General features: G+C 35.8%; 20 protein-coding genes, 1 pseudogene and 1 riboswitch. Of the genes and pseudogenes, 6 read left to right on the forward strand and 15 right to left on the reverse strand.

What is annotated here, in order from left to right:
- The first annotated feature begins 87 nt into the window (after positions 1-87).
- Together QQZ16_RS15620 and QQZ16_RS15625 are read left to right on the forward strand one after the other, a co-directional pair.
- Complete coding sequence (locus tag QQZ16_RS15620) at positions 88-1,203, forward strand: IS4 family transposase (RefSeq protein WP_169188410.1); 1,116 nt, start codon at positions 88-90, stop codon at positions 1,201-1,203.
- 78 nt (positions 1,204-1,281) lie between these two features.
- Positions 1,282-1,490 (forward strand): annotated as a pseudogene (locus tag QQZ16_RS15625) (IS4 family transposase); the annotation flags it as partial.
- Positions 1,491-1,947: 457 nt separating this feature from the next.
- On the opposite strand, the gene QQZ16_RS15630 reads toward QQZ16_RS15625, so the two are convergent.
- The 6 genes from QQZ16_RS15630 to QQZ16_RS15655 form a co-directional block, all read right to left on the reverse strand.
- Positions 1,948-4,434, reverse strand: coding sequence for a helicase-related protein (locus tag QQZ16_RS15630; RefSeq protein WP_235250981.1), 2,487 nt, complete (start codon positions 4,432-4,434; stop codon positions 1,948-1,950).
- Between the two features lie 352 nt (positions 4,435-4,786).
- Entirely contained in the window at positions 4,787-5,728 is a 942-nt protein-coding gene (locus tag QQZ16_RS15635) for an ABC transporter ATP-binding protein (RefSeq protein ID WP_031539418.1), read from the reverse strand.
- Entirely contained in the window at positions 5,725-6,780 is a 1,056-nt protein-coding gene (locus tag QQZ16_RS15640) for an ABC transporter ATP-binding protein (RefSeq protein WP_031539419.1), read from the reverse strand. Before QQZ16_RS15640 ends, QQZ16_RS15635 begins: the two co-directional genes overlap by 4 nt.
- 18 nt (positions 6,781-6,798) lie before the next feature.
- Positions 6,799-7,953: an oligopeptide ABC transporter permease gene (opp3C, locus tag QQZ16_RS15645; protein WP_031539420.1), complete on the reverse strand. Its 1,155-nt coding sequence runs from the start codon at positions 7,951-7,953 to the stop codon at positions 6,799-6,801.
- 1 nt (position 7,954) lies between these two features.
- Positions 7,955-8,884 (reverse strand): oligopeptide ABC transporter permease, encoded by a 930-nt coding sequence (gene opp3b, locus QQZ16_RS15650; RefSeq protein WP_031539421.1) that lies wholly within the window; start codon positions 8,882-8,884, stop codon positions 7,955-7,957.
- Between the two features lie 154 nt (positions 8,885-9,038).
- Entirely contained in the window at positions 9,039-10,706 is a 1,668-nt protein-coding gene (locus QQZ16_RS15655; protein ID WP_235250979.1) for a peptide ABC transporter substrate-binding protein, read from the reverse strand.
- 553 nt (positions 10,707-11,259) lie between these two features.
- Between QQZ16_RS15655 and QQZ16_RS15660 the strand changes: the two genes are divergently transcribed.
- From QQZ16_RS15660 to QQZ16_RS15670, 3 genes are all read left to right on the forward strand, one after another.
- The gene (locus tag QQZ16_RS15660; RefSeq protein ID WP_235250977.1) at positions 11,260-11,622 is read left to right on the forward strand and encodes a DUF3899 domain-containing protein; all 363 of its coding nucleotides are present in this window, start codon (positions 11,260-11,262) and stop codon (positions 11,620-11,622) included.
- Between the two features lie 826 nt (positions 11,623-12,448).
- Entirely contained in the window at positions 12,449-14,167 is a 1,719-nt protein-coding gene (acsA, locus tag QQZ16_RS15665) for an acetate--CoA ligase (RefSeq protein ID WP_235250963.1), read from the forward strand.
- 227 nt (positions 14,168-14,394) lie between these two features.
- On the forward strand, positions 14,395-15,312 hold the full coding sequence (locus tag QQZ16_RS15670) for an aldo/keto reductase (protein ID WP_031539272.1): 918 nt from the start codon (positions 14,395-14,397) through the stop codon (positions 15,310-15,312).
- Positions 15,313-15,385: 73 nt separating this feature from the next.
- On the opposite strand, the gene queF is transcribed toward QQZ16_RS15670, so the two are convergent.
- From queF to QQZ16_RS15710, 8 genes are all read right to left on the reverse strand, one after another.
- Positions 15,386-15,886 (reverse strand): preQ(1) synthase, encoded by a 501-nt coding sequence (gene queF / locus QQZ16_RS15675; protein WP_031539273.1) that lies wholly within the window; start codon positions 15,884-15,886, stop codon positions 15,386-15,388.
- Between the two features lie 125 nt (positions 15,887-16,011).
- A riboswitch (PreQ1 riboswitch) is annotated at positions 16,012-16,058 on the reverse strand.
- Positions 16,059-16,224: 166 nt separating this feature from the next.
- Positions 16,225-16,605 (reverse strand): monovalent cation/H(+) antiporter subunit G, encoded by a 381-nt coding sequence (gene mnhG / locus QQZ16_RS15680; protein ID WP_031539274.1) that lies wholly within the window; start codon positions 16,603-16,605, stop codon positions 16,225-16,227.
- Positions 16,583-16,867, reverse strand: coding sequence for a Na(+)/H(+) antiporter subunit F1 (locus QQZ16_RS15685; RefSeq protein WP_031539275.1), 285 nt, complete (start codon positions 16,865-16,867; stop codon positions 16,583-16,585). The genes mnhG and QQZ16_RS15685 overlap by 23 nt, the downstream gene beginning before the upstream one ends.
- Positions 16,860-17,342 carry a Na+/H+ antiporter subunit E gene (locus tag QQZ16_RS15690; RefSeq protein WP_031539276.1) on the reverse strand — a complete coding sequence of 161 codons (483 nt, stop codon included), beginning with the start codon at positions 17,340-17,342 and terminating at the stop codon, positions 16,860-16,862. Before QQZ16_RS15690 ends, QQZ16_RS15685 begins: the two co-directional genes overlap by 8 nt.
- A gap of 36 nt (positions 17,343-17,378) precedes the next feature.
- Positions 17,379-18,863, reverse strand: coding sequence for a Na+/H+ antiporter subunit D (locus QQZ16_RS15695; protein ID WP_031539277.1), 1,485 nt, complete (start codon positions 18,861-18,863; stop codon positions 17,379-17,381).
- Complete coding sequence (locus QQZ16_RS15700) at positions 18,856-19,194, reverse strand: Na(+)/H(+) antiporter subunit C (protein WP_031539278.1); 339 nt, start codon at positions 19,192-19,194, stop codon at positions 18,856-18,858. The genes QQZ16_RS15695 and QQZ16_RS15700 overlap by 8 nt, the downstream gene beginning before the upstream one ends.
- The gene (locus QQZ16_RS15705; protein WP_031539279.1) at positions 19,194-19,619 is read right to left on the reverse strand and encodes a Na(+)/H(+) antiporter subunit B; all 426 of its coding nucleotides are present in this window, start codon (positions 19,617-19,619) and stop codon (positions 19,194-19,196) included. Before QQZ16_RS15705 ends, QQZ16_RS15700 begins: the two co-directional genes overlap by 1 nt.
- Positions 19,603-22,020 (reverse strand): Na+/H+ antiporter subunit A, encoded by a 2,418-nt coding sequence (locus tag QQZ16_RS15710; RefSeq protein ID WP_235250961.1) that lies wholly within the window; start codon positions 22,018-22,020, stop codon positions 19,603-19,605. Before QQZ16_RS15710 ends, QQZ16_RS15705 begins: the two co-directional genes overlap by 17 nt.
- A 231-nt stretch (positions 22,021-22,251) precedes the next feature.
- On the opposite strand from QQZ16_RS15710, the gene QQZ16_RS15715 reads away from it, so the two are divergent.
- On the forward strand, positions 22,252-22,944 hold the full coding sequence (locus QQZ16_RS15715) for a universal stress protein (RefSeq protein ID WP_284561516.1): 693 nt from the start codon (positions 22,252-22,254) through the stop codon (positions 22,942-22,944).
- A gap of 37 nt (positions 22,945-22,981) precedes the next feature.
- Here the strand turns inward: QQZ16_RS15715 and QQZ16_RS15720 are convergent, their stop codons facing one another.
- Positions 22,982-23,539, reverse strand: a complete 558-nt coding sequence (locus QQZ16_RS15720; protein ID WP_031539282.1) for a tyrosine-type recombinase/integrase — start codon at positions 23,537-23,539, stop codon at positions 22,982-22,984.
- Positions 23,540-23,865: the final 326 nt, after the last annotated feature.

The raw sequence follows: 23,865 nt of genomic DNA on the forward strand, positions 1-23,865 counted from the left end.
TTTATTATTTTATGCATAGAAAAAGTCCTTTATAATGGATAAGTCAGGTGGTAACCCGTCCAAATCCACTAAAAAAGGACCAATCTCATGGACAAGATTACACGAAAAACTTCATTTGGACAATGGTTTTCGCCAATTAATCTTCAATTATTTGAAGAACAGGTGAAAACATTGAAATTAGATTGCTATACGAAAAAGTTAACGACAGAATCATTCCTAAAACTATTACTTTTTGCACAATTAGAAGAAGTTGAAAGTCTTCATGCGTTAAGTGATTGCCTTTTTGATGATCATCTTCAAAAGGAAATCGACCTTGATTCTATAAGCATTTCTCAGCTCTCGCGCCGTTTAAATGGTCTAAATCCAGATTTGTTTCAAAGACTTTTCCTTGATTTAGTCGGACAAATTCACGCCAAAACACACTACACAAAACTTGTCATGCCGTTAAAAATTATTGATTCAAGTACTTTGCCACTAAATTTGACCAATCATAAATGGGCGAAGTTCCGCAAAACTAAGGCAGGCGTAAAGTTACACTTACGCCTTGTATTTATGGAAAAGGGAGAATCCTATCCCGAAAAAGCCGTGATGACAACGGCAAGCGAACACGATCGTGGTCAACTTGAGATTATGGTTGACGATAAAGAATGCATGTATGTGTTTGACCGAGGTTATCTAGACTACGAGCGTTTTGATCGCATGACCGATGAAGGCTACTTTTTTCTTTCTAGGCTACGAAAAAACGCAGTCGTACGGGAGGTTTATGATTTTAAACTACCCAAGGATTCATCTGTTTTGTCGGATCAAATGGTGTTGATTGGTACAACTCAAAACCGAGCTGAAAACTATTTTCGACTTCTAAAAATAATAGATTCAAAAGGTAATGAACTTCATTTAATCACAAATCGTTTTGACTTAAGCGCCGAAGAAATATCGGAAATGTATAAATCACGATGGGCAATTGAGCTGTTTTTTAAATGGATTAAACAACATCTCAATATCAAGAAATTCTACGGTCAAAGTGAATGGGCGATTCAAAATCAAGTGTTTATCGCACTTATTGTTTTTTGTCTTCATGTTCTGGTACAACTCGAAACAAAAAGTAAGCGGAAAACCTTGCAAATTAGCCGTTATTTAAGGGCAGCATTGTGGAAACCAGCACATGTCTGGCTTCGCAAAATTGAAGGAAAAGCCATTCCTTAATCAACAAATTGTTGTCGTTGCACAGGTATAATTGTAAATAAATTTCCAAATGGACAGGAGCCGCCTTTAGAAAGGTANTCAATATCAAGAAATTCTACGGTCAAAGTGAATGGGCGATTCAAAATCAAGTGTTTATCGCACTTATTGTTTTTTGTCTTCATGTTCTGGTACAACTCGAAACAAAAAGTAAGCGGAAAACCTTGCAAATTAGCCGTTATTTAAGGGCAGCATTGTGGAAACCAGCACATGTCTGGCTTCGCAAAATTGAAGGAAAAGCCATTCCTTAATCAACAAATTGTTGTCGTTGCACAGGTCTAATTGTAAATAAATTTCCAAATGGACAGGAGCCGCCTTTAGAAAGGTAATTACTTTTTTGGCTCTAAGTAGAGTAAACAATTAAACTGAAAATTATGACACTATTTACGCAACACTAGTGAGTTATAATATACATAAAAGTTCGTGTTTATCATTTGGGAAAAAGGTTTAAAAACGAATTGAAATAGAGCGGAGGACGCTCGACTCCTGCGGGAAATAGAGGAAAGGCTGAGACCCCGTAGCGCAATGGAACGACTTAGTTTTTACACTTGATATATTTAAAAACATAGATAACCAACATGAGAAAGTAGCTTTATTTAAGAGCTAAATTAGAGATTGTTCTTTTTAAAAATTATTTATTTAGTTTTATCCCAGCCTCTTCTTTTTCCCTTTCTCTGTCAGCAATATGCAATAGAATACTACTCCAAATTATGTTCTATGAAAACAATCATTACAGATAGAAAATTTAAATCTAGATGACAGCTCTTTTCCACACTTTCTACATGTTTTAACACGCTTTTTCCCTTTAATTCCAGCTTTCAAATGATCATTTATTTGATCACTCAATTCTCCTCTTAACTTTTCCCAATAATATGCTTCTGTTCTTCTTTCCAATTTATATAAAAATAATAAATGAAGGCCGATAGCCTTATACGATAACTCTAACTCCTCCAAGCTGTCTGTTTTTAGTTTAGGTTCTGGTAAATCCTTATTTTCAACAATTGCCTCCATATTGATTTTCCATTGAGCACGTAAGGCTGCTTCACTTGTTGCAAACGGAAGCTTCAAGAAGCTGAATAAGTCATGTAAGGACATTCTAGCTTCCACCATTGTATCCATTATCATTTCATATAATAGTACTTCCTCTGCTAAGGATGCCTTTTTTGTTCCCTCTGGACTTTTAAAGTGTCCCCATAAATAGAAGAAAAGCCCAAGGTTATTAGAGTACTTTTGAAATCTTTCTAATACAGCATTAGTCGGTGCAATCGTAAATCCATAAAGATCATTATCCTTTTTTTCTAATAAATACTTCATCTTTTTACGATCGCTTGTAAAAGCAACTCTGCCAATATCGTATATTCCTTTTCTTCCTGCCCTACCTGCAATCTGCTTCACTTCCTGAGAGCTTAACATCCTTCTTCTTATACCGTCAAACTTGTCATTTTCTAAGAATACGATTCTTCTTATCGGCAAATTAAGCCCCATTCCAATGGCATCTGTGGAAACAATTACCTTTGTTTCTCCTTCAATAAACCGCTGCATTTGTTTTTTTCTAGCTTCTGGAGGCATACTTCCATAAATTACACTTACTTGCCAGCCATTTCTTTGTAACTCAGAAGCCGTTTCTAATACACCTCTCCTTGAAAAGCAAACAAGCGCATCTCCTTTCCTTGTTTTGCTCAATTGAAATAAATCCCCTTCTATTTGTAACGGCGTATCCCTACGATACTCGTGGACTTCCACATTTGCATCGCCTAGTAGCTGCAGAAGCATATTTTTTGCATGTAGACTTGCGATAATATGAATCTCTTTTGCATTTGCCTTCGTTATTGCTCGATACCATGAAAATCCCCGTTCCTTATCTGCAATCATTTGGGATTCATCGATAACCACTACGTCATAATATTCTTTCTCATGAAACATTTCTACTGTACTAGACTGATGTTGTGCCTCTAGTACAAGCTTTTCCTCTTCCCCTGTTTTAAGAGAGCAAGGTACACCTTGCTGATTTAGTTTTTCATAAATCTCTAATGCCAGCAATCTTAATGGAGCCAAGTATAAACCACTGTCTGCCTCCATCATGCGATTAATTGCTTGATACGTTTTACCAGTATTCGTTTCTCCGGTATGCAATACATATTTTATATTTCTACTAGTTGGAGGATAGTATTCTTTACCAAAAATATCCTCAATCATTCTTGCTTCTTCTTCTTTTCGCCGCCTTTGTTCCTCGCGATCCTCCGCTTCTTTCAGTTCTTTTCTTTTGCGATCCTTCTCCATTATCTCCTTATGAATCTCCATATCAAAAGGAATATCTAATAGCTTCTCTAAATCAATTATATATTCAGGAAATAAATCTTCTAGAAACTCTCCTGTAATTTCTTTAAGTAACGGCGTACTTGCTTCTAGTAAAAAGGAGTTGGATAAGGATTGATTAAATACTTCTTGATATTCCTCCTTTATACGTGTTGGTAGTTTATCTTTTACCCATGAAGGAAAAAAATCAATGAGATGTTGAAAAATTAAATTTTCATATGTTTCTGTTCTGTCTTCTAAAAAGTAAAATTGGTTATAAGACATGTCCATTTCATTCGATAGATATTCTTCAAACGTTATTTCCATGGAAGGCAAAATAATCCCATTTCTATCGATCTCAACAGCAATATTACATCCCGTTAAATAGCGTATATAAAGAAAAAGTTCCTCATAATGTTTTTCCATTAATTGTTCTATATAATAAGAGAATTTAGCGGAATATTTACGCTTTCTTTCCAAATCATTATTTTCCTCTACATGTTGTAAGTAGATTTTCCGTATCTCTTTATATCTATTTTCCCATTTCTCTTTATGGTCGCCTATATGTGCTTTAAGCCAACCCTCATATGAAAATACATCAACATCTCGAATTTCATTTCGAAACAATCGATTTATATCCTTTTTATTAAGATCACTTATATCAAAACCTTTACTAGTAAGATAATCCTTTTTTTCAGAATAACGAATATGGCTGGCAGCTGTATTAATCCATGTGTTTAACCATATTTGCTCGATAAACACCTTTCGATCAGCCATGTATTGTTCAAAGGATGGTTTAGTTTCTTGTTTTTCTAAATACTTATTTACGTCAGCCATGATAAGCGTTTTTGTTTGTTGAATCGCTTTATCGTATTGGGATTTTAATATTGAATTGACCATTTATGAACTCCTATGATATATATTTCCACTCTTCTTTTACTTATTTTCCTTTATTTTAGCGTAGTCATGTAAATTTTTTAATATTTTTTGGATTTTCTTGTGTTTTTGGATGGGAGTTTTACTATTTATAGAGAACACAGCCTTCCTTTCTTCGACAAGATACTGTTTAGTCAAGTAAGGGTATGTCGGTTTTTATCGTTTTTTAGAAAACGATTTTTCCTCCATTTAGGATTACATATGTAATGATAGGGGAAAGAAAAAGAATACAGATTCATTTCCTGAGAAATGAAAAAATCCTTGCATCTTGGCAAGGATTATTGGGAGGTCTTCTTTAATAGATTAAATTTGATGCTTATTTTTTCTTTAGGCTCAATTCTCTTTTGTACTTCTCTAACTCTTTCGTAGTACAACGCACAAAGTGACCTGGAGTAATTTCTCTTAACTCTGCTGGCTCACTAGTGTCATGTACGGATGGATCATAAGCGATTCTTGTACGTTCACGCTCATAACGTGGATCTGGAAGCGGAATTGCCGATAATAATGATTTTGTATATGGATGAAGTGGATTATCATAAAGCTCATCTGCTTCTGCTAACTCAACCATATTTCCCATATACATAACACCAATACGATCACTTATATATTTAACCATAGATAGATCATGGGCAATAAATAAATAAGTTAATCCACGTTCCTTTTGTAACTTTTTCAATAGGTTAACAACCTGTGCTTGAATAGAAACATCAAGTGCAGAAATTGGCTCGTCACAGATGATGAAATCTGGCTCTACAGCTAGCGCACGAGCAATCCCAATTCTTTGTCGTTGACCACCACTGAATTCATGTGGAAAGCGTGTAGCATGCTCTTTGTTCAATCCAACTACTTCAAGTAATTCTTCTACTCTCTGACGACGTTCTTCTGGTGTTTTTGCAAGCTTATGATTATCAATACCTTCTGCAATAATATCCAGTACCGTCATACGCGGATTAAGAGAGGAATGAGGATCCTGGAAAATCATTTGCATTTTTCGGTTAAACTTGCGAAGCTCTGCATTTGATTTTTTTCCATGCACATCTTCGCCTTCAAATTTAACTTCTCCACCTGTTGCATCATAAAGACGGATAATGGTTCTACCTGTTGTAGACTTTCCACAACCAGATTCACCAACAAGACCAAATGTTTCTCCCTTAAAAATGTCAAAGGATACACCGTCTACCGCTTTAATGATTCTATCTCTACCAGCTGAAAAGTGCTTTTGCAAATTCTTTACTTCTAATAATTTTTCGTTAGTCAACTTTTTTCACCGTCCTTGCGACCTGTTTTGGAGAAACCAAGCATTCTTTGTTTAACCGCTTCTGGTGGCTCAATCTTTGGTGCATCTTCATGTAATAGCCAAGTTGCTGCATAATGTGTATCAGAAACTTTAAACATTGGTGGTTCCATCACTGTGTCAATTTCTAGTGCAAATTGATTTCTAGGCGCAAAAGCGTCTCCTACTGGAGGCTTTAACATATTTGGTGGGCTTCCAGGTATAGCAAATAGTTCTTCATCCTTACTATCAAGTGTAGGCATTGATCCAATTAATCCCCAAGTATAAGGATGCTTTGGATTATAGAAAATATCATCTACTGTACCAATTTCAACAATTTTACCAGCATACATAACAGCTACGCGATCAGCAACATTTGCTACTACACCAAGGTCATGGGTAATAAAAATAATCGCACTCTCCGTTTTCTTTTGAATGTCCTTCATCAATTCAAGGATTTGAGCCTGAATCGTAACATCAAGTGCTGTAGTTGGTTCGTCAGCAATTAAAATCTTCGGATTACACGCAAGCGCAATTGCTACAACCACACGTTGACGCATTCCGCCTGAAAATTGATGTGGAAATTGATTAATGCGAATTGCTGGCTGTGGAATGCCTACTAATTCAAGCAACTCAAGCGCACGTTTCTTAGCGTCAGCTTTATTCATGTTTTGATGCTTGATTAGACCTTCCATGATTTGATTCCCGATTTTCATTGTAGGATTCAAAGAAGACATTGGATCTTGGAATACCATAGAGATATCTTTTCCGCGAATTTTTTGCATATCCTTCTTCGATTTTTTAATAAGATCTTCGCCTTCAAATAAAATTTCTCCACTTTTTATAATACTTTGTGGTTCAGGAAGAAGTCTCATTAAAGCATTGGAAGTAACGGATTTACCAGAACCGGATTCTCCTACAATTGCTAGTGTTTCCCCTTTATTTAACTCAAAGCTAACACCGCGAACAGCTTGTACTTCACCGTTGTAGGTGTTAAATGATACTCTTAAATCTTTGACTTCTAATAATTTACTCATTTATAAACACCTACTCTCCTATTTATGCATTTTTGGATCGAATGCATCACGCAAACCATCACCTAATATATTGAATGCAATCATTAATACTGATAATACAGCCGCTGGGAAAACTAGTAAATATGGGTACAATCGTAAATTGGCAAACCCTTGCTGAATTAAAGCACCTAGTGAAGCATTAGGTGGGACAATACCAAGTCCGATAAAGCTTAGGAATGCTTCGAAGAAGATAGCTCCTGGAATGGAGAACATGGTATTAACAATAATAATCCCAGTTATATTCGGAATTAAGTGTCTTCTAATTATCGTACCATTTGATGTTCCTAACGTTCTAGCAGCAAGAACAAATTCTTGATTTGTTAGCTTTAATACTTCTCCACGAACAATACGGGACATACCTATCCATCCTGTAATTGCTAATGCAATAACAATGGAGACAATACCAGGCTGGAGAATAAGCATCATTAAAAGAATTATTACTAGGTTTGGAATCCCTACTAATATTTCTGCAATACGCTGTAATACGTTATCAACTCTTCCGCCATAGAAGCCAGAGACACCACCGTATGTTACCCCAATTAATAAATCAAGAATTGCAGCAACAAATGCAATGATTAAGGATACTCTTGTACCTTCCCAAAGTCTTGTCCATTGGTCACGACCAAGTGTATCAGTACCAAACCAGAAATAGGTATCATCCATCTCCTTTGCTTCATAGATATGAAAGGTTGCTTTAACAGCAGCAGAATTTCTTGAACCGTCTCCTTCTTCAAGGACTTTAATATCAACAAACTCATCTGTACTTTTATAACGAGCCATTGCCTTTGTAGTTGCATCTTCCACATCAGTGCCTTCATATCGACCTGATAATGTACCATTTAGACCCAACCAAGAAACATTCTCTAATAATGGCACCCTAGGCGGAAGCTTTGCTCGAGAAAGTTCCTGATCATCGTTACCATAGTCATTCATACTTGGACCAATTATACTCATAATAATAATTAACAAAATTATGAATATGCTAACTATAGCAGGCTTGTTTTTCATTAACGTTCTTCTTGCATCCTGCCCAAAGGTTCTACTTGGTGCCGTTATTTTTTCACTAACATTTTCTTCTTGATTAAGAGGCTTAAATAAATTCTTATCAATTTGATTAAGATTTTTCTTTTCCATTTTATTTATTACCTCCTGCAATTCTAATTCTAGGATCGATTAATCCATATAGGAGGTCAATAATTAATATAATGATTACAAACCCAAAGGCAAACAATAATGTTGTCCCCATAATTGTCGGATAATCATTTACATTAACAGATGATACAAATTGCTCTCCAATTCCAGGAACAGCAAATATTTGCTCAATTACTAAGGATCCTGTCATTAAGCCAACCGCCATTGGCCCAATTACTGTAACTAAAGGAATCAATGCATTACGTAATCCATGCTTGAAAATAATTCCTGCTTCACTAACTCCTTTTGCACGAGCTGTCGTTATATAATGTGAATGCAGAACCTCGATCATTTCAGTTCTAGTGAACCTTGCAGCTACAGCTAGTGGTGAGATTGCTAGTGCAATAGTTGGTAGAATCGTATATTCAAACCCATCCCAAAGCGCAACAGGTAGTAAGTCCCATTTCACCGCCAAGAAATATTGTAATAGTCCTGCAAATACGAACGATGGAACTGATGTCCCGAGTACCGCTATAATGGTGGATGTAAAATCGATGGGACCATTCCTATAAATAGATGCTATTAAGCCCAGTAGAATTCCAACAACAGTTCCCAGCACTAAAGCCTGTCCACCTAAAAGCGCAGAAGGGCCAATTTTAGACGTTAGAATATCTGTAACCGGCGTATTATCAAATGCAAACGAAACCCCTAAATCCCCCTGCACTAGGTTTCCTAAATAACGTACATATTGAACAGGGATCGGATCATTCAAACCATATTTTTCCAATATAATTGTTTTTTGTTCTTCACTTAATTTATCGTCAGCCTTCAGCGGACTTCCTGGAAGGAACTTCATCAGGAAAAAGGAGACTGTTGCGATAATGAACAGTGTTATTAACATATACCATAAACGTCGAAGTAAGTATCGAGCCATCTGTGCACCTCCTAATTTTCTTTGTTTATTATAGCATAATAATTTATTTTTGCTATAATCAGAATTTTCCTACTCAAAAATACAAGAGAGTATATGCTATAAAAGCATACACTCCCTCTTATTTCATAGCATCGAATTTTTCAAAAAAGCGAAATTACTCTGCAGCTCCTACACTAGTCCATTTGTATTCATATGTTGGTCCAAATGGATTTTCGATTAAGCCTTGAATTTTTGGAGATGATAAGAATGCACCACCGCGTTGGTAAACAGGAGCAATCGCTGCATCTTCAAATAGAATTTTTTCAGCTTCTAAGAAGTTTTGGTAACGAGCTTCATTATCTGTAGCAAGTGTAGTTGTAGTTTCTTCTAACAATTTATCATACTCTGCATTTGAGTAACCCATTTTGTTATTTCCGCCATCTGTAACCCATAGGCTTAAGAAAGTATATGGATCAAGGTAGTCAGGACCCCAACCAGCTAATTGAAGATCGTAATCTTGATTAGTATCTAAATCTAAACGTTGTTCAAATGGTACTTGTTTTAAAGTTACTTTTAAACCTGGTAGATTTGTTTGTAATTGGTTAGCAAGATATTCGTTCATTGTTTTAGATACATCGGTATCTCCACCTAGGAATTCGATTTCCACTGAATCAGTTCCTAATTCTTCCAAACCTTTTTCCCAGAACTCTTTCGCAGCAGCAGTATCAAATGTTACAAGATCTCCACTAACTTCACGGAAATCACCACTACCGTCAGGCATTGGAGTAAAGTCTGCTGGAACTAGACCATTAGCAACTAATGAACCGTTATTTAAAATTGTATCTACTAAAGCCTCTTTATCAAACGCACGGCTGATAGCTGCGCGAATATTTTTATTAGCAAGTGCTTCGTTTCTTGTTTGATTTATTTTCAAATAGAATACAGAGTTGTCAGCTTTAATTGTATAATCTTCATCAGAAGAATATTGGTCAACTAAGTCTGAAGATAAACCAGTACGGTCTACTTCGCCTTTTTCATAAAGGTCAACCGCTGTTTGAGCTTCTTTTACTACTACATAGTTAATTGTTTCTAACTTAACTGTATCTGCATCCCAGTAAGTATCGTTTTTAGCAAGATTCCATTTTTGAGAAGTACTTTCCCAGTTTTCTAACGTGAAAGGACCGTTAGCTAGTAGATTTTCAGAGCTAGTAGCGAATGCATCGCCTTTTTCTTCAACAAATTTTTGGTTCAATGGTAAGAATGTACCAAAAGAAGTTAAAGATTCAAAATAAGGTGTTGGGTTAGCAAGTTCAACAACTAAAGTATAATCGCCGTCTGCTTTAACTCCCAAGTCTTCAACTGGCATATCACCTTGGCTAATTTCTGCAGCGTTTTTAATTACGCCACCCATCATATATGGACCGTACTCAGAACCTGTATCAGGATTTACAGCACGTTGCCAAGCATAAACGAAGTCATTAGCAGTTACAGGATCTCCGTTTGACCATTTTGCATCTTCACGTAACTTGAATGTCCAAGTTAAACCATCTTCAGATACGTCATGGCTTTCAGCGATACCAGGAACTGCTTTAGCGCCTTCACCTAAACGGTATAGACCTTCCATAGTAGCACCTAAGAATTGGAAACCATATTCATCTGTTGCCATTGATGGATCCATAGAAGGAATCGCATCTCCGTTAATTAAGTTTAATACTTGTTCAACATTTTCTTCTGATGAACCATCAGTACCTTCAGAGGCGTTATCATCGCCACCAGAACACGCTGCTAAAAATACACTCAGTATCAGTGTAAGTGAAAGCAGCCAAGTTAATTTTCGCTTCATTAAAAAAGACCCCCCATTGTTATATTATTCTGTAAATTACATCTAAAAAAGAAGCTAAAGTGAGTATACTATTATTCTAGTAGAGTTGTAAAGACTAAATATAGAGATAATTTCAAATATTGCTATAGTGCACTAGCGTGATTTTGCATTAGAATAACAAAGATAGCGCTTACTTTTATATTAAAATTCTAAAAATTTATATTAAAAATATAGCAAAAGATATGGCAAAAGAACGATTAATTGTTAAAAATATCCATATCCCAATATACTTTTCTCCCATAAATTAGAAGACAGTATTATTATTGTAGAATTTTATAATAGGATATATTTACATTATTAGTTCTTTTCTTCCTTAATATTGTAATTAATAATACGATTCCTCCTAGTTTAATTCAACTATATGAAAAAGAAGGTGACACTCTTTTTGACTATTTAATAGTATATATGCTCAATATTTTATAGTCATATGACTTCCGAAAATGTACATTCTATAAAAGTTAGGTTAAAATACGATTATTCGTGTTGCAAACATACTTAGTAAAGGTGAATAAACATGCTTAATAAAAAATGGTCTCTATTTCTAATAAATATCTTTATAACGGGAATTCTTTTTTTTATTTTTTCTTCTGAATATACTTTTGTTTCTTATATTAATACTGTCTTTTATCTTACTTTCTCTTATATCGTTGTTTTTCTATTTCAATATATTGCAAAAGGAGGCTTTTTTGACGGAGTAACGTTCAGCTTCCGAAGATTCCATCACGTGATTCTTAAAAATGATGACTACTTGGATGAATGGAAGGAAAAACCACTTCCATCTCAAAAGTTTAACAAAAGGTTTTACGCTACAATTAAATTTCAAGTACTACTTCTTTTGATTTATCTATTCATTTTGCTTTTCATTCACTATATTTAATACTACTGTTTTTATAGTCCTTTTTAATGAAGACTTTCCCATTAAAGAGGCTGGAACAAAACTAAATAACTAGTCTTTAAAGACGAACAATCTTTAATTTAGCTCTTAAATAAAGCTACTTTCTCTTGATGGTTATCTATGTTTTTTAATATAGTTAAGTGTAAAAATTCAGTCGTTCCATTGCGCTACAGACGCACGATGCGCCGGGGAGGAAGCTGAGCCTCCTCGCATGCTAGGGCACTGAAAAACTGCAATATAATCATAATTGTTGGTGGCCGACTTTTAAATTCGGGTATTTCATTTGTTTTCCGAGGCGACAGCTCGCTTTCCATGGGGCGAGCGCCGAGCCGCTTCGTCACTGCGTTCCTGCAGGGTCTCGGACTTTCTCGCAACTCCCATAGGAGTCGAGCTGTCGCCTCTCCAAACCAACTTTATATTCGCTTTCAAATAAATAAATACTTATTTAATTTGGAGAAACTATACTTTTTCAGTGCCCTCCTCGCATGCGCTGCGGGTTCTAAAGCGTCTCTATTTCCCGCAGGAGTCGAGCGTCTTCCGCTCCATTACACTTCGTTTTTAAACCTTTTTCTAAAAAACAAACACGAATTTTTTTGTAAATTAATTACATTATAGTTCTTGTTTAATGTTGGTAGAAATGCTTATTTCCCAGCCGCTTTATTCCTTTATATAGAAAAGTTTTAACTTATACCCCTATCCATTTTTTAAATGTAGGAATATTTATTCAATTACAACATTAAAATTGTATATATAGTGTTTTCCCATTATAATAGTGTTGTTAAAAAATTGAAATGAGGGGGATGTATGAATGAAATTGAAAGCGTTTCCACCTGTTAAAGGCAAGCATAACCTTGAGAACTATGAGGACTTGTACCAACATTTCAAATGGGACCAAGCAGAAAAGGAATTTTCTTGGCATCAGACTGGAAAAGTTAACTTAGCTTATGAAGCAATTGACCGTCATGCTGAGAATTACCGTGCCAACAAAGTAGCCCTCCACTATTTTCATCCATCAAGAAAAGAGACATACACATTCAAAGACTTAAAGAAATTATCAAATAAAGCTGGAAATGTTTTAAAAAAAGTAGGAAACGTAAAAAAAGGCGATCGAGTGTTTATTTTTATGCCTCGTTCCCCTGAATTATATTTCGCTTTAATTGGAGCGATAAAATTAGGAGCCATCGTTGGTCCACTGTTTGAAGCATTTATGGAGGATGCCGTAAAGGACCGTCTCCATGATAGTGAGGCAAAAGTTATCATTACTACACCTGAGCTTGTAAATAGGATTCCACATACAGAATTACCAGCTTTAGAAACAATTTTTATTGTTGGGGAAGATGTACAAGAGGATGATAAAACAAAAGATTTCCTTCAATATTTTCGCTCTGCTTCTATTGAATTAGACATAGAATGGGTTGATCGTAAAGATGGATTAATCCTTCACTATACCTCTGGTTCCACTGGAAAACCAAAAGGTGTGCTTCATGTCCACAATGCGATGATCCAGCACTACCAGACAGCAAAGTGGGTCTTAGATTTACAAGAAGATGATGTCTACTGGTGCACAGCTGACCCTGGTTGGGTAACAGGTACCTCCTACGGCATTTTTGGTCCTTGGCTAACTGGCTCAACAAATGTGGTTGCAGGTGGGCGCTTTAGTCCTGATATTTGGTATAAAACGATTGAAACATTTGGAGTGACCGTTTGGTACAGTGCACCTACCTCATTCCGGATGCTAATGGCAGCTGGGGATACGGTTACCGAAAAATACACCCTCTCCTCCTTGCGTCATATTCTAAGCGTAGGTGAACCGCTAAATCCGGAAGTAATCCGGTGGGGTCACGAAGTATTTGGACATCGCATTCATGATACTTGGTGGATGACTGAAACTGGTGCACAGCTGATATGTAATCTACCTTGTATGGATATCAAGTTAGGCTCAATGGGGAAACCTCTTCCAGGGATAGAAGCTGTTATTCTGGACGATAACGGAAATATTTTGCCGCCAAATCAGATGGGGAATTTAGCCATTAAAAAAGGTTGGCCATCAATGATGCATACAATTTGGAATAATCAGGAGAAGTTCAATAGTTATTTTCAACATGATGAATGGTATGTTTCTGGTGATTCCGCTTATATGGATGAAGAAGGTTACTTCTGGTTTCAGGGACGGGTGGATGATGTTATTATGACGGCTGGAGAAAGAGTTGGTCCATTTGAAGTGGAAAGCAAACTAATTGAATTTCCGGCAGTAGCAGAAGCAGGTGTAATTGGAAAGCCAGATCCTATTCGAGGTGAAATTATTAAAGCCTTTATTGCACTAGTTGACGGCTATAAAGAAACAGATGAATTAAAAGAAGAAATACGTATATTTGTAAAAACAGGCTTGGCCGCTCATGCCGCTCCAAGAGAAATTGAATTTTGCGAAAAGCTTCCTAAAACCCGTAGCGGAAAAATAATGAGACGTGTTTTAAAGGCTTGGGAACTCGGACTCCCTACTGGCGATCTTTCTACAATGGAGGATTAAAATTCAAAATAATAGGAAAAGAAATGGAGTGCTTCTTCCATCTCGAAATGGGAGTGCACTCCTTTTCTATTTTTTTTGCTAGAAAAGGAGTATTTTTCGATTTCATAAGTCTAAAGGTTGGTGTTCATCTCCTTTCTATGGCAAAATAAAAATGGTCTACTGTATTAGAAATTTTAATCTTGCACAATTATTAAAGCGTTTTCTATTAATAGAAGGGACTGAGAAACGTGAGAACAATCAAACTAGGTAGCAGTACTTTAGAAGTGCCTGTAGTAGCGGTTGGCTGCATGCGTATTAACTCATTAGAAAAAAAGGAAGCAGAGCAATTTGTACAAACTGCTTTAGAACAAGGGGCTAACTTCTTTGATCACGCAGACATTTATGGTAGCGGTACTTGTGAAGAGATATTTGCAGATGCTATTCATATGTCTCCAAGTGTACGCGAAAATATTATTTTGCAATCCAAATGTGGCATTCGCAAAGGAATGTTTGACTTTTCAAAAGAACATATCTTAAACTCCGTTGATGGAATATTAAGTAGGCTAAAAACAGAATACTTAGATACCCTTCTGCTTCATCGTCCCGATGCTTTAGTTGAACCTGAGGAAGTTGCAGAAGCATTCCAAATTCTTGAGCAATCTGGAAAGGTTCGTCATTTTGGCGTTTCTAACCAAAATCCGATGCAAATACAACTATTGCAAAAATATGTGAAACAGCCTCTTGTGGCTAACCAATTGCAACTAAGTATTACAAATGCCAATATGATTTCTAATGGAATCAATGTAAATATGGAGAATGACTCTGCAATTAATCGTGATGGCAGTATTTTAGACTTCTGTCGCTTGCATGATATTACAATCCAGCCTTGGTCTCCATTCCAATATGGTTTTTTTGAAGGGGTATTCCTTGGAAATGAAAAATTTCCTGAATTAAATCAACAAATAAATGAAATTGCTGAAAAGTATCAAGTCAGCAATACAACTATTGCGATTGCGTGGTTATTGCGCCATCCTGCTAACATGCAGCCGGTTATTGGAACAATGAATGTGGATCGTTTAATCGATTGCTGTAAAGCAAGTGATGTTCATTTAACACGAGAAGAATGGTACAGTATTTATCGCGCTGCTGGGAATATCTTGCCTTAATCCACAAAGGAAAATATGACTTTAAAAAGCCAGTCAACAACCACAAAATTGCGAGTTGTTAACTGGTTTTTTATTATCGATTATCTACTTTTTCTGGATACATATCATGGTTCATTAATCGATGGGCTGCCATCTCTTCAAATTTAGTGCCCGATTTTCCATAATTGCACCATGGATCAATTGATATTCCGCCACGTGGAGTGAATTTCCCCCAAACCTCGATATATCGAGGATCTAATAGTTTGATTAAATCATTCATGATAATATTGACACAATCTTCATGAAAATCACCGTGATCGCGAAAGCTAAATAAATATAATTTAAGAGATTTGCTTTCTACTATTTTCTTATTTGGGATATAGGAAATATACATTGTGGCAAAGTCAGGCTGTCCAGTTATTGGACAAAGGCTAGTAAACTCTGGACAATTAAATTTTACAAAATAATCTCTATCAGAGTGGAGATTATCTACCGATTCTAACACCTCTGGTGCATAATCACTTTTATATTGAGTATTTTGATTTCCTAACAAAGTTAAATCTGTTAATCCTTCTTCTTTCTTTCTTCCAGACATTTGAGCTCCTCCTTGTTTGGTGTTTCCCAACACTGCATAAAAGAGAGGTATTTTACCTTACGCAGAAACTAGCTGAATAAAACAAAAAAGCCATATCCTTTTTATGGACATGGCGTTGATTGCATGTATCCATAGTTTTTTATAGAGGGTATTCGCTATGAACCTCTCCCGTCTCAGTACGGGTATTTCGTTTTTAACTATATAGAAATCGCGAAATTTCGTCAATTAGAAATAAATAACTTTCTCTCTTCATGAAGATGTAACGTAATTTTTTTAATGAATCCACAGCCTCAATCGTTCCAATATTAATTTTCCTATCCAAAAAAATCAATCTATGCCTACTTGTGCTGAACTTCTATTGTTTCGATTCCTTCTTCTTCCATTTCAGCCTTTAAATCATCTTGTACTGTTACATCCGCAAGCTTTACTTTAGAACGATAGGCAGAACGCACGACTACATGGGATGCGACAGGTGAGGTTAGGAAAACAAAGAAAATTCCTAGAAATAAACGAATACTAAAAGTTCCCTCTATGATAAAAAAGACAAACGTTCCAACAAGAGTAAAAAGTACTCCCATTGTAGAGCCTTTGGATGCAGCATGTGATCTCGTATAAACATCTGGAAGTCTTATTAGTCCTAATGAGCTAAGAAAACAGAAGATAGCGCCAAAAAATATAAGTAGAACTGCTATAAGCTCAATCGGATTGTTTTCGCTCAATGACTACACCTCTTTCAATATATCGTGCAAAGGCAATGGTTCCAATAAATGATAGAATCCCTATTAATAAAATTACTTCAAAAAAACCTGTATTTCGAAGCAACACAGAAAAGATAGCTACTCCGGCAATTAAATTAATCCCCAAACAATCAAGCGCCTGAATTCTATCTGGAGCAGATGGACCTTTGACCAGCCGAAAAACCGTTGCAAATATAGATAGAACAAGTAAAATTAAGGATCCAACCAATAGATTATCAATCATAACGAGTCACCCTCTTAATAGCCTTTTCAAATTTTTCCTTCGAACGAAAGATGGATTCTTTTTGAGCGGGTATATCCATTGCATGGATAAAAAACTTATTATTATCAGAAGTGACCTCCACAACAACTGAGCCCGGGGTTAAATTCATTAATAAGGCTAACAAGGAAACCTCTAATTCCCCCTCTAATTCCGTCTCTAAGGAAAATATTCCTGGGGAAATATTAATCCTAGGTTTTATTATTTGTCGAATGACGACTACACTCGATGTAAACAGCTGTTCAATAAAAACAACGAACAACTTAATGACTGCAAAAAATGTCTCTAAATAAAAGTTAGTTGACATATAGCGGCGCAAGATAAAGAGAACGAGAATTCCAAATAAATAACCAGTAAAGAAGGTCAATACATTCCAGGTGTCTTGCAAAAACATCCAAATGACACCTATTAACAAGTTAATTAATATTTGCATAGGCATATTAATCACCTCTTTCCATCCATTTAATTACTCCTTTTATTTTCCATTTCCCAAAACAGCCTCTATATAATAAAGAGGATTCATTAACCCTTCCACTGCCATATCTACATATTCATGTATTCCTTCTGTCCCAATGCCTAAAGCAATCGTCAAGAAAGTAAGCACAGAAATTGGCAGCATTAATCCTTTTGTTGTCCCTTTTTCTTCTTCAAGTGTTAAATCCGTATATCCCCAAAACACCGACATAAATACTTTCATAATAGAGTAAAGAACAAATAAACTACTAATCAGTCCGAATGCGCCTAGCCAATAGTATCCTGCAGTAAATGTCCCCTCTGTTATAAATATTTTACCTAGAAAGCCACTTAAAGGAGGTATCCCTGATAAAGACAATGCTGCAATAAAGAACATCCAACCTAACTGAGGATGCAAGCGAATCAATCCGTTCATCTCATCTAATTTACTTGTTCCTGTTAGATGGATTATGGTGCCTCCTAATAGGAAAATAAGTGCTTTAATCACCATATCATGAATGAAATAATAGATAGAACCAGTCATCCCTACCGTTGTATAAGTAGCGACTCCTGCTAAAATAAAGCCGACACCAATGACCACATTATAGGTCATTACCTTATAAATATCTCTATAGGCAACCGCTCCGATTGCCCCAAGTGTCATCGTAATACCTGCAAGGATGCCAATTAATAAATGTGTTATTTGTACTTCATGATAAAAAATCAAAGTAAATACTCTGATAATTGCATACATTCCAACCTTTGTTAAAAGGGCAGCAAAAATAGCGGATATAGCCGTCGGTGGTGCACTATAAGAGCCTGGAAGCCAGAAGAATAAAAATAGCCCCGCCTTTAAACTAAACACAATTAAAAATAATATCGCTACGGTTGTCATTAATCCATCTTGACCAACTTCGGCAATTCGAACCGACAAATGTGCATAATTTAGCGTTCCTGTAATCGCATATAAATAAGCAATTGCCACTAGAAATAGAAAAGATGAGATAATGTTTATTAAAATATATTTGATTGATTCCCTTAACTGAACTCTTGTTCCTCCTAATGAAATTAATACATATGAAGCAACAAGCATTACTTCAAAACAGACAAATAGATTGAAAATGTCACCCGTGAAAAAAGATCCGTTAACCCCTGTTATTAAGACCAAAAATAAGGGATAAAAATAATATTTTTCTCTTTGCTCACCAATTGAATGAAATGCGTATAATAAACAACAAAATCCAATAATACTAGTAACTAAAACAAGAAGCGCTGCAAACATATCTGCAACCATGCTTACGCCAAACGGCGCCTCCCATCCCCCTAACTGAATGGACTGTATTCCTTCTGCTTTAATTTGAAAGATTAAAATAATCGTTACAATAAAAACAGAAATAATTGCTATTAGACTTAATATTCGATGAAGCGTAACTTTGTCTCTAAAAATCACCATAATCATCGCAAAAACGATAGGAAGGATGATCGGCAATATTACAATATTATTCATCCTCATTACCCCTCAATAAATCTGTATCATCGGTGCCAAGCACTTTAAATGCTCGATAGCTTAGGACTAAAAACAAAGCAGTCGTTGCAAAGTTTATAACAATAGCTGTTAGCAGCAATGCTTGCGGCAACGAATCAGCAAAAGTGTGATCGGTTATTCCTAAAAGGGGAGGACCACCTTTTTTCAATCCCCCCATTGTAATAATAAGCAAGTTTACACCGTGACCAAGTATAGATGTTCCTAAAATTATTCGTAATAATGTCTTTGTTAAAATAAGATAAATTCCAATGGAGAATAATACTCCCACTAGAATAGACATTAATGTCTCCATCAGCGATCATCCCCAATCGTCATAATAATGGTTATCGCTGTACCGATAACGGCTAGAGCAACGCCAATATCAAAAATGACAGCTGTCGCTAACTCTGTTTTTCCGAAAACAGGCAAGTCAAAATATCCAAATGCTTGAGTCAAGAAAGCTTCCCCAAATACCATTCCACCAACACCTGTTAAAACAGCAATTAATACACCTACCCCTGCTAACACTTTAAAATCAACAGGAATATTTTTTCGAACAGTCTCAATATCAAAAGAGAGAAAAAGCAAAATAATCGCGGCAGCAAAGGTAAGTCCGCCAATAAATCCCCCACCTGGAAAGTGATGTCCAGATACAAATAGATTTATGGCAAAGGTAAGGATAATAACGACGGCAACCTTTGTGACACTTCGAATGATAATATCATTTGGTTTCTTCATTCTTATCCCCTCCTACAAGCCTAACTTTTATTAATGTATACACTCCTAGACCAGCAACTGTAAGGACAAGGATCTCTAACATTGTATCTATCCCTCGGAAATCAACTAAAATAGCATTAACAATATTCTTTGCTCCTGCCAATTTATAGGAATCTTCATAGTAGCTCGAAATAGAGTCAAATAGATGGGTACCATTAGCTGAAAGAGCAACAATTGTAACAACTGCGCCTACTCCTATTGAAATAATGGCATTGACCGCTTTGAAACGAATCCTACTAATTTCCTTCTTTAATTGCGGCAAATGATAGAAGCACAGTAAGAATAAAACGGTTGTCACTGTCTCAACTACTAATTGTGTGAGTGCCAAATCAGGAGCTCTAAAAAGTACAAAGAAAAACGAGACAAGAAATCCTAGGGCACCAACTGCTACAATGGATGTAATCCTTGATTTAGAGAAAAGAACGGTAACCGAGCTTATAATCATTGCAATAACTATGCCAATATCAAAAAAACTAATTGGTGAGTCCTGAGACATATCGAACGTGACCCCATTAAACAACACGAGAGATCCCCCGATTATGACAATAAGGAATCCAAATATATAGACTAAATAATCACGAAGGAATCCTGTCATATAAAAATCTGTTATTGATTTTGCCACCTTCTCCATATATTCCAAACTAAGATTATATAAATTGCTTAAGGTGATAGCTTGTGGATAAAGGCGATAAATCTTATACCATTTTTTTAATAGTAAATATAAGATAATTCCAACAGCCACAACCCCAATCGTCATCCAAAGTTCTGTGTTGAATCCATGGAAGGCACTGATCTTTTTGGATTCCACCGTATGCGCAAGAGATGGTAAAACCGATGCAAAAGCTGGCTTTAATAAATACTTGGAAACAACATTAGGGATAAAGAAGAACAGAATAACTAATGCCCCTAAAATAATCGGCGAGACTAATAAACCAATTGGTGCTTCATGAATCGCTTTATCTAATTTTGGCGCTTTGTTTTTTCCTTTAAATGTTTTGAATACCAAGATCATGCAATAGATAAAGGTAAAGACACTTGCAATCCACGCAATAATGGGAATAATCATACCCAGATATGGAAGATTAAATATTTCCATATGGGAGGCATTCACTACAGCAGTAAAGAACATCTCTTTACTTAAGAAGCCATTGAATGGAGGAAGACCCGCCATTGAAAAGCCACCAATTACAGTAAGCGTAAAGGATACGGGCATTAAGTGAATTAATCCACCAAGTCTCCGAAGATCTCGAGTACCAGTCTCATGGTCAATAATCCCTACAACCATAAATAAAGAACCCTTAAAGGTGGAATGGTTTACTAAATGAAAAATAGCTGCAAAAATAGCTGTTGCATATAATCCCGCTTCTTCTACTCCTAAATCCTTATATAATGCAGCAGAACCTATACCCAGTAAACTCATAATCAGTCCCAATTGACTAATCGTTGAATAGGCTAATAATGCCTTTAAGTCTGTCTGTTTCACTGCATTAAAGGATCCATATAATAAAGTGAATAAACCAATTCCTACAACAAACCAAAACCACTCTGCTGTGCCGCCAAAAATCGGTGTCAAACGAGCAACTAGATAAATTCCTGCCTTTACCATCGTGGCAGAGTGTAAATACGCACTAATGGGCGTAGGTGCTTCCATAGCATCAGGCAGCCAGATGCTAAACGGAAATTGCGCCGATTTTGTAAAAGCGCCAAGCAAAAGAAGAATCATGGCTGGTATAAATAAACCGTGATTTTGGATTAGATGGACATTCGCTAAGGTCTCTCTAATACTTGTCGTATCTGCCATAATAGAGAGCATGATCAGTCCTGCTAACATAGCTAGCCCGCCAAAGACAGTAATCAACATTGCTTTTTGGGCACCATATCTTGAGCGATCTCTTTCATACCAATAAGCTATTAGTAAAAAGGAGGATACACTAGTAATTTCCCAAAATACATATAAAACAAAATAATTATCAGATACTACTAGCCCAAGCATCGCCCCCATAAATAACAATAAATAGACATAGAAGTTATGCAAAGCTTCCCGGTGTTTTGATAAATAGAATATAGAGTACAGAATCACCAAAGCCCCTATTCCAGCAATCAATAAACCAAATACTAAGCTTAGTCCATCCAAATACGTAGTAAAGTTAATATTATAAGCAGGTATCCAGTTGACTGTAGAAGTAAACACCTCTCCTTTCGCTATTTTAGGGATGTACATCAATAGGAAAAGAAAAATGGTGAATGGAACAAACAGGACGAACCAACCTGTATGAATCCGAGGCGTTAGCCTTTTATATATAAAAGGTACAATTAGTGCAAACATAAATGGCAGCAATATCATAAAATGTAACCATGTCATTTGTTGTATCCTCCTCCTTTTATGCAAGTTTATATTTTGGGTTTTCTTGAGATAAAACGTATTTATAATGGAAACTATGTCTAACCTTACTATTAGTAAAAGAAACGGATAATAATTGTCATTTGGATAATTTAAGAAATGCATTGACTCATAAAGTAGCATACGTTATAGTCATACATAGTTTATTATTAGTGGTGTAAATCATTCACATCTATTGAGGTGAAAAAAATTATGGTAAATGGAAAAGAACGCATGGATGAAAGTATTCTAGTATGCGTTTATTACGGACCTAACGGTGAACGCCTTATACAAAGAGGCTGTAAAATAGCGAATATGCTTGATTGTCCACTTTATATCCTTACGGTTGATCCGAAACCATTTGATGAGTTGGATGCAGAAAAATCAAATTATATTGCTAGATGGAAAGAATTAGCTAAACGTCATAGTGCCGACGCGTTTATCATTAAAGATAAGGAATCGAGACCAATCTCTAAAGTGATTGCAGAAGTAGCTAGAGAGAAGAAAATCACACAAATTGTTCTTGGTCAAACTGCACAAAGCCGTTGGGAACAAATTGCTAAAGGCTCCATTATTAATTCCTTATTGCGTGAAATCCCTTTTGTTGATCTTCATATTATTTCTGTTGCACGCTTTTTGAAAAACCCAGAAGGCCAATATGAAAAAGGTGTACGTGCATATTTAGTAAAAGAGGGAAATGGCTATCGCCTAATTTTCAATCATACAAAACATGTAATGTATGAGGGAATTTTCTTTAAAGAACAAGGCACTGATTTCAATAATGGTGTTTTTAAATTTATGAAAGATAAAGATACATTGCAAGTTCAAGTCCATGAGGACATCATTAACGAATTAACTAATGTTGATATTGATACAGATGCTAGTAATGATGATGACTATTTATAAGTTTGACTAATCTCCACCTAGTTTGGTGGAGGTTTTTTTAAAGATTGACATCCACTTTTACTAAACGCTTTTCTTGCTTATCAATCCCAATATACTTTAACGTTTCTGCCCTCGATGTATGATTATATACATTCATCAATAAGGAAATCGCAATCCCTTTTCGATATGCATGATAGCCAAAAGTTTTTCTCAACGTATGGGTTCCAATTTTCCCGGGAATTCCAACTAGCCTCGCCGCCTTATTAATAATCCGATAAGCTTGCTGGCGAGTAATTGGTTGATTATTTTTCTGTGACTTAAATAAAAACTCATCCTCTTTAAATTCGCGTTCCTCCATATATTTCTCTAACTCCGTATGCACCTTACCGTTTAAATAATATGCCTTTACTTCGTCAGCATCATGAAGATACAAAAACTCTTTCATTCCAGATTCATCTTTTACATCCTGAACCTTCAATGCAAGTAAATCGCTTACTCTTATCCCAGTATTTATACCTAACACAAAAAGCAACAAATCTCTTTGTGATTGTTTACGCAATACTTCTTTAATTGCATTAATACTTTCAATTTCTTTTATAGGATCGACATATTCCATCCGTTCGCCTCCTAATAATGTTACATAACTATATGTTATCATCATTTAAGTAACATTACAACGAATAAACTTTAATCTTAATTTTTTCTTTTGTAGTATGCTTCTTTTGTTTTGGAAATAGTCTGTTGAAGACGTTTCTTTGGAAAATGCTTTTAGCTGTAGTAGAGAAGGGGGTTTTGATTGATTTGAAAACGAATAGGAACGTGTTTTTTCTATTACCTTCTTTTTTATGAAAAATGGGCTTTGTTTTGACCACTCTGTTACCTTCGCGCTTCTTTTTTCTTCCATTCGAGCTTAGAGACGGGTTTGTTACCTCCGCGCTCCTT

It is taken from the genome of Bacillus sp. T2.9-1, assembly GCF_950097965.1.
GTDB classification, from domain to species: domain Bacteria; phylum Bacillota; class Bacilli; order Bacillales; family Cytobacillaceae; genus Niallia; species Niallia hominis.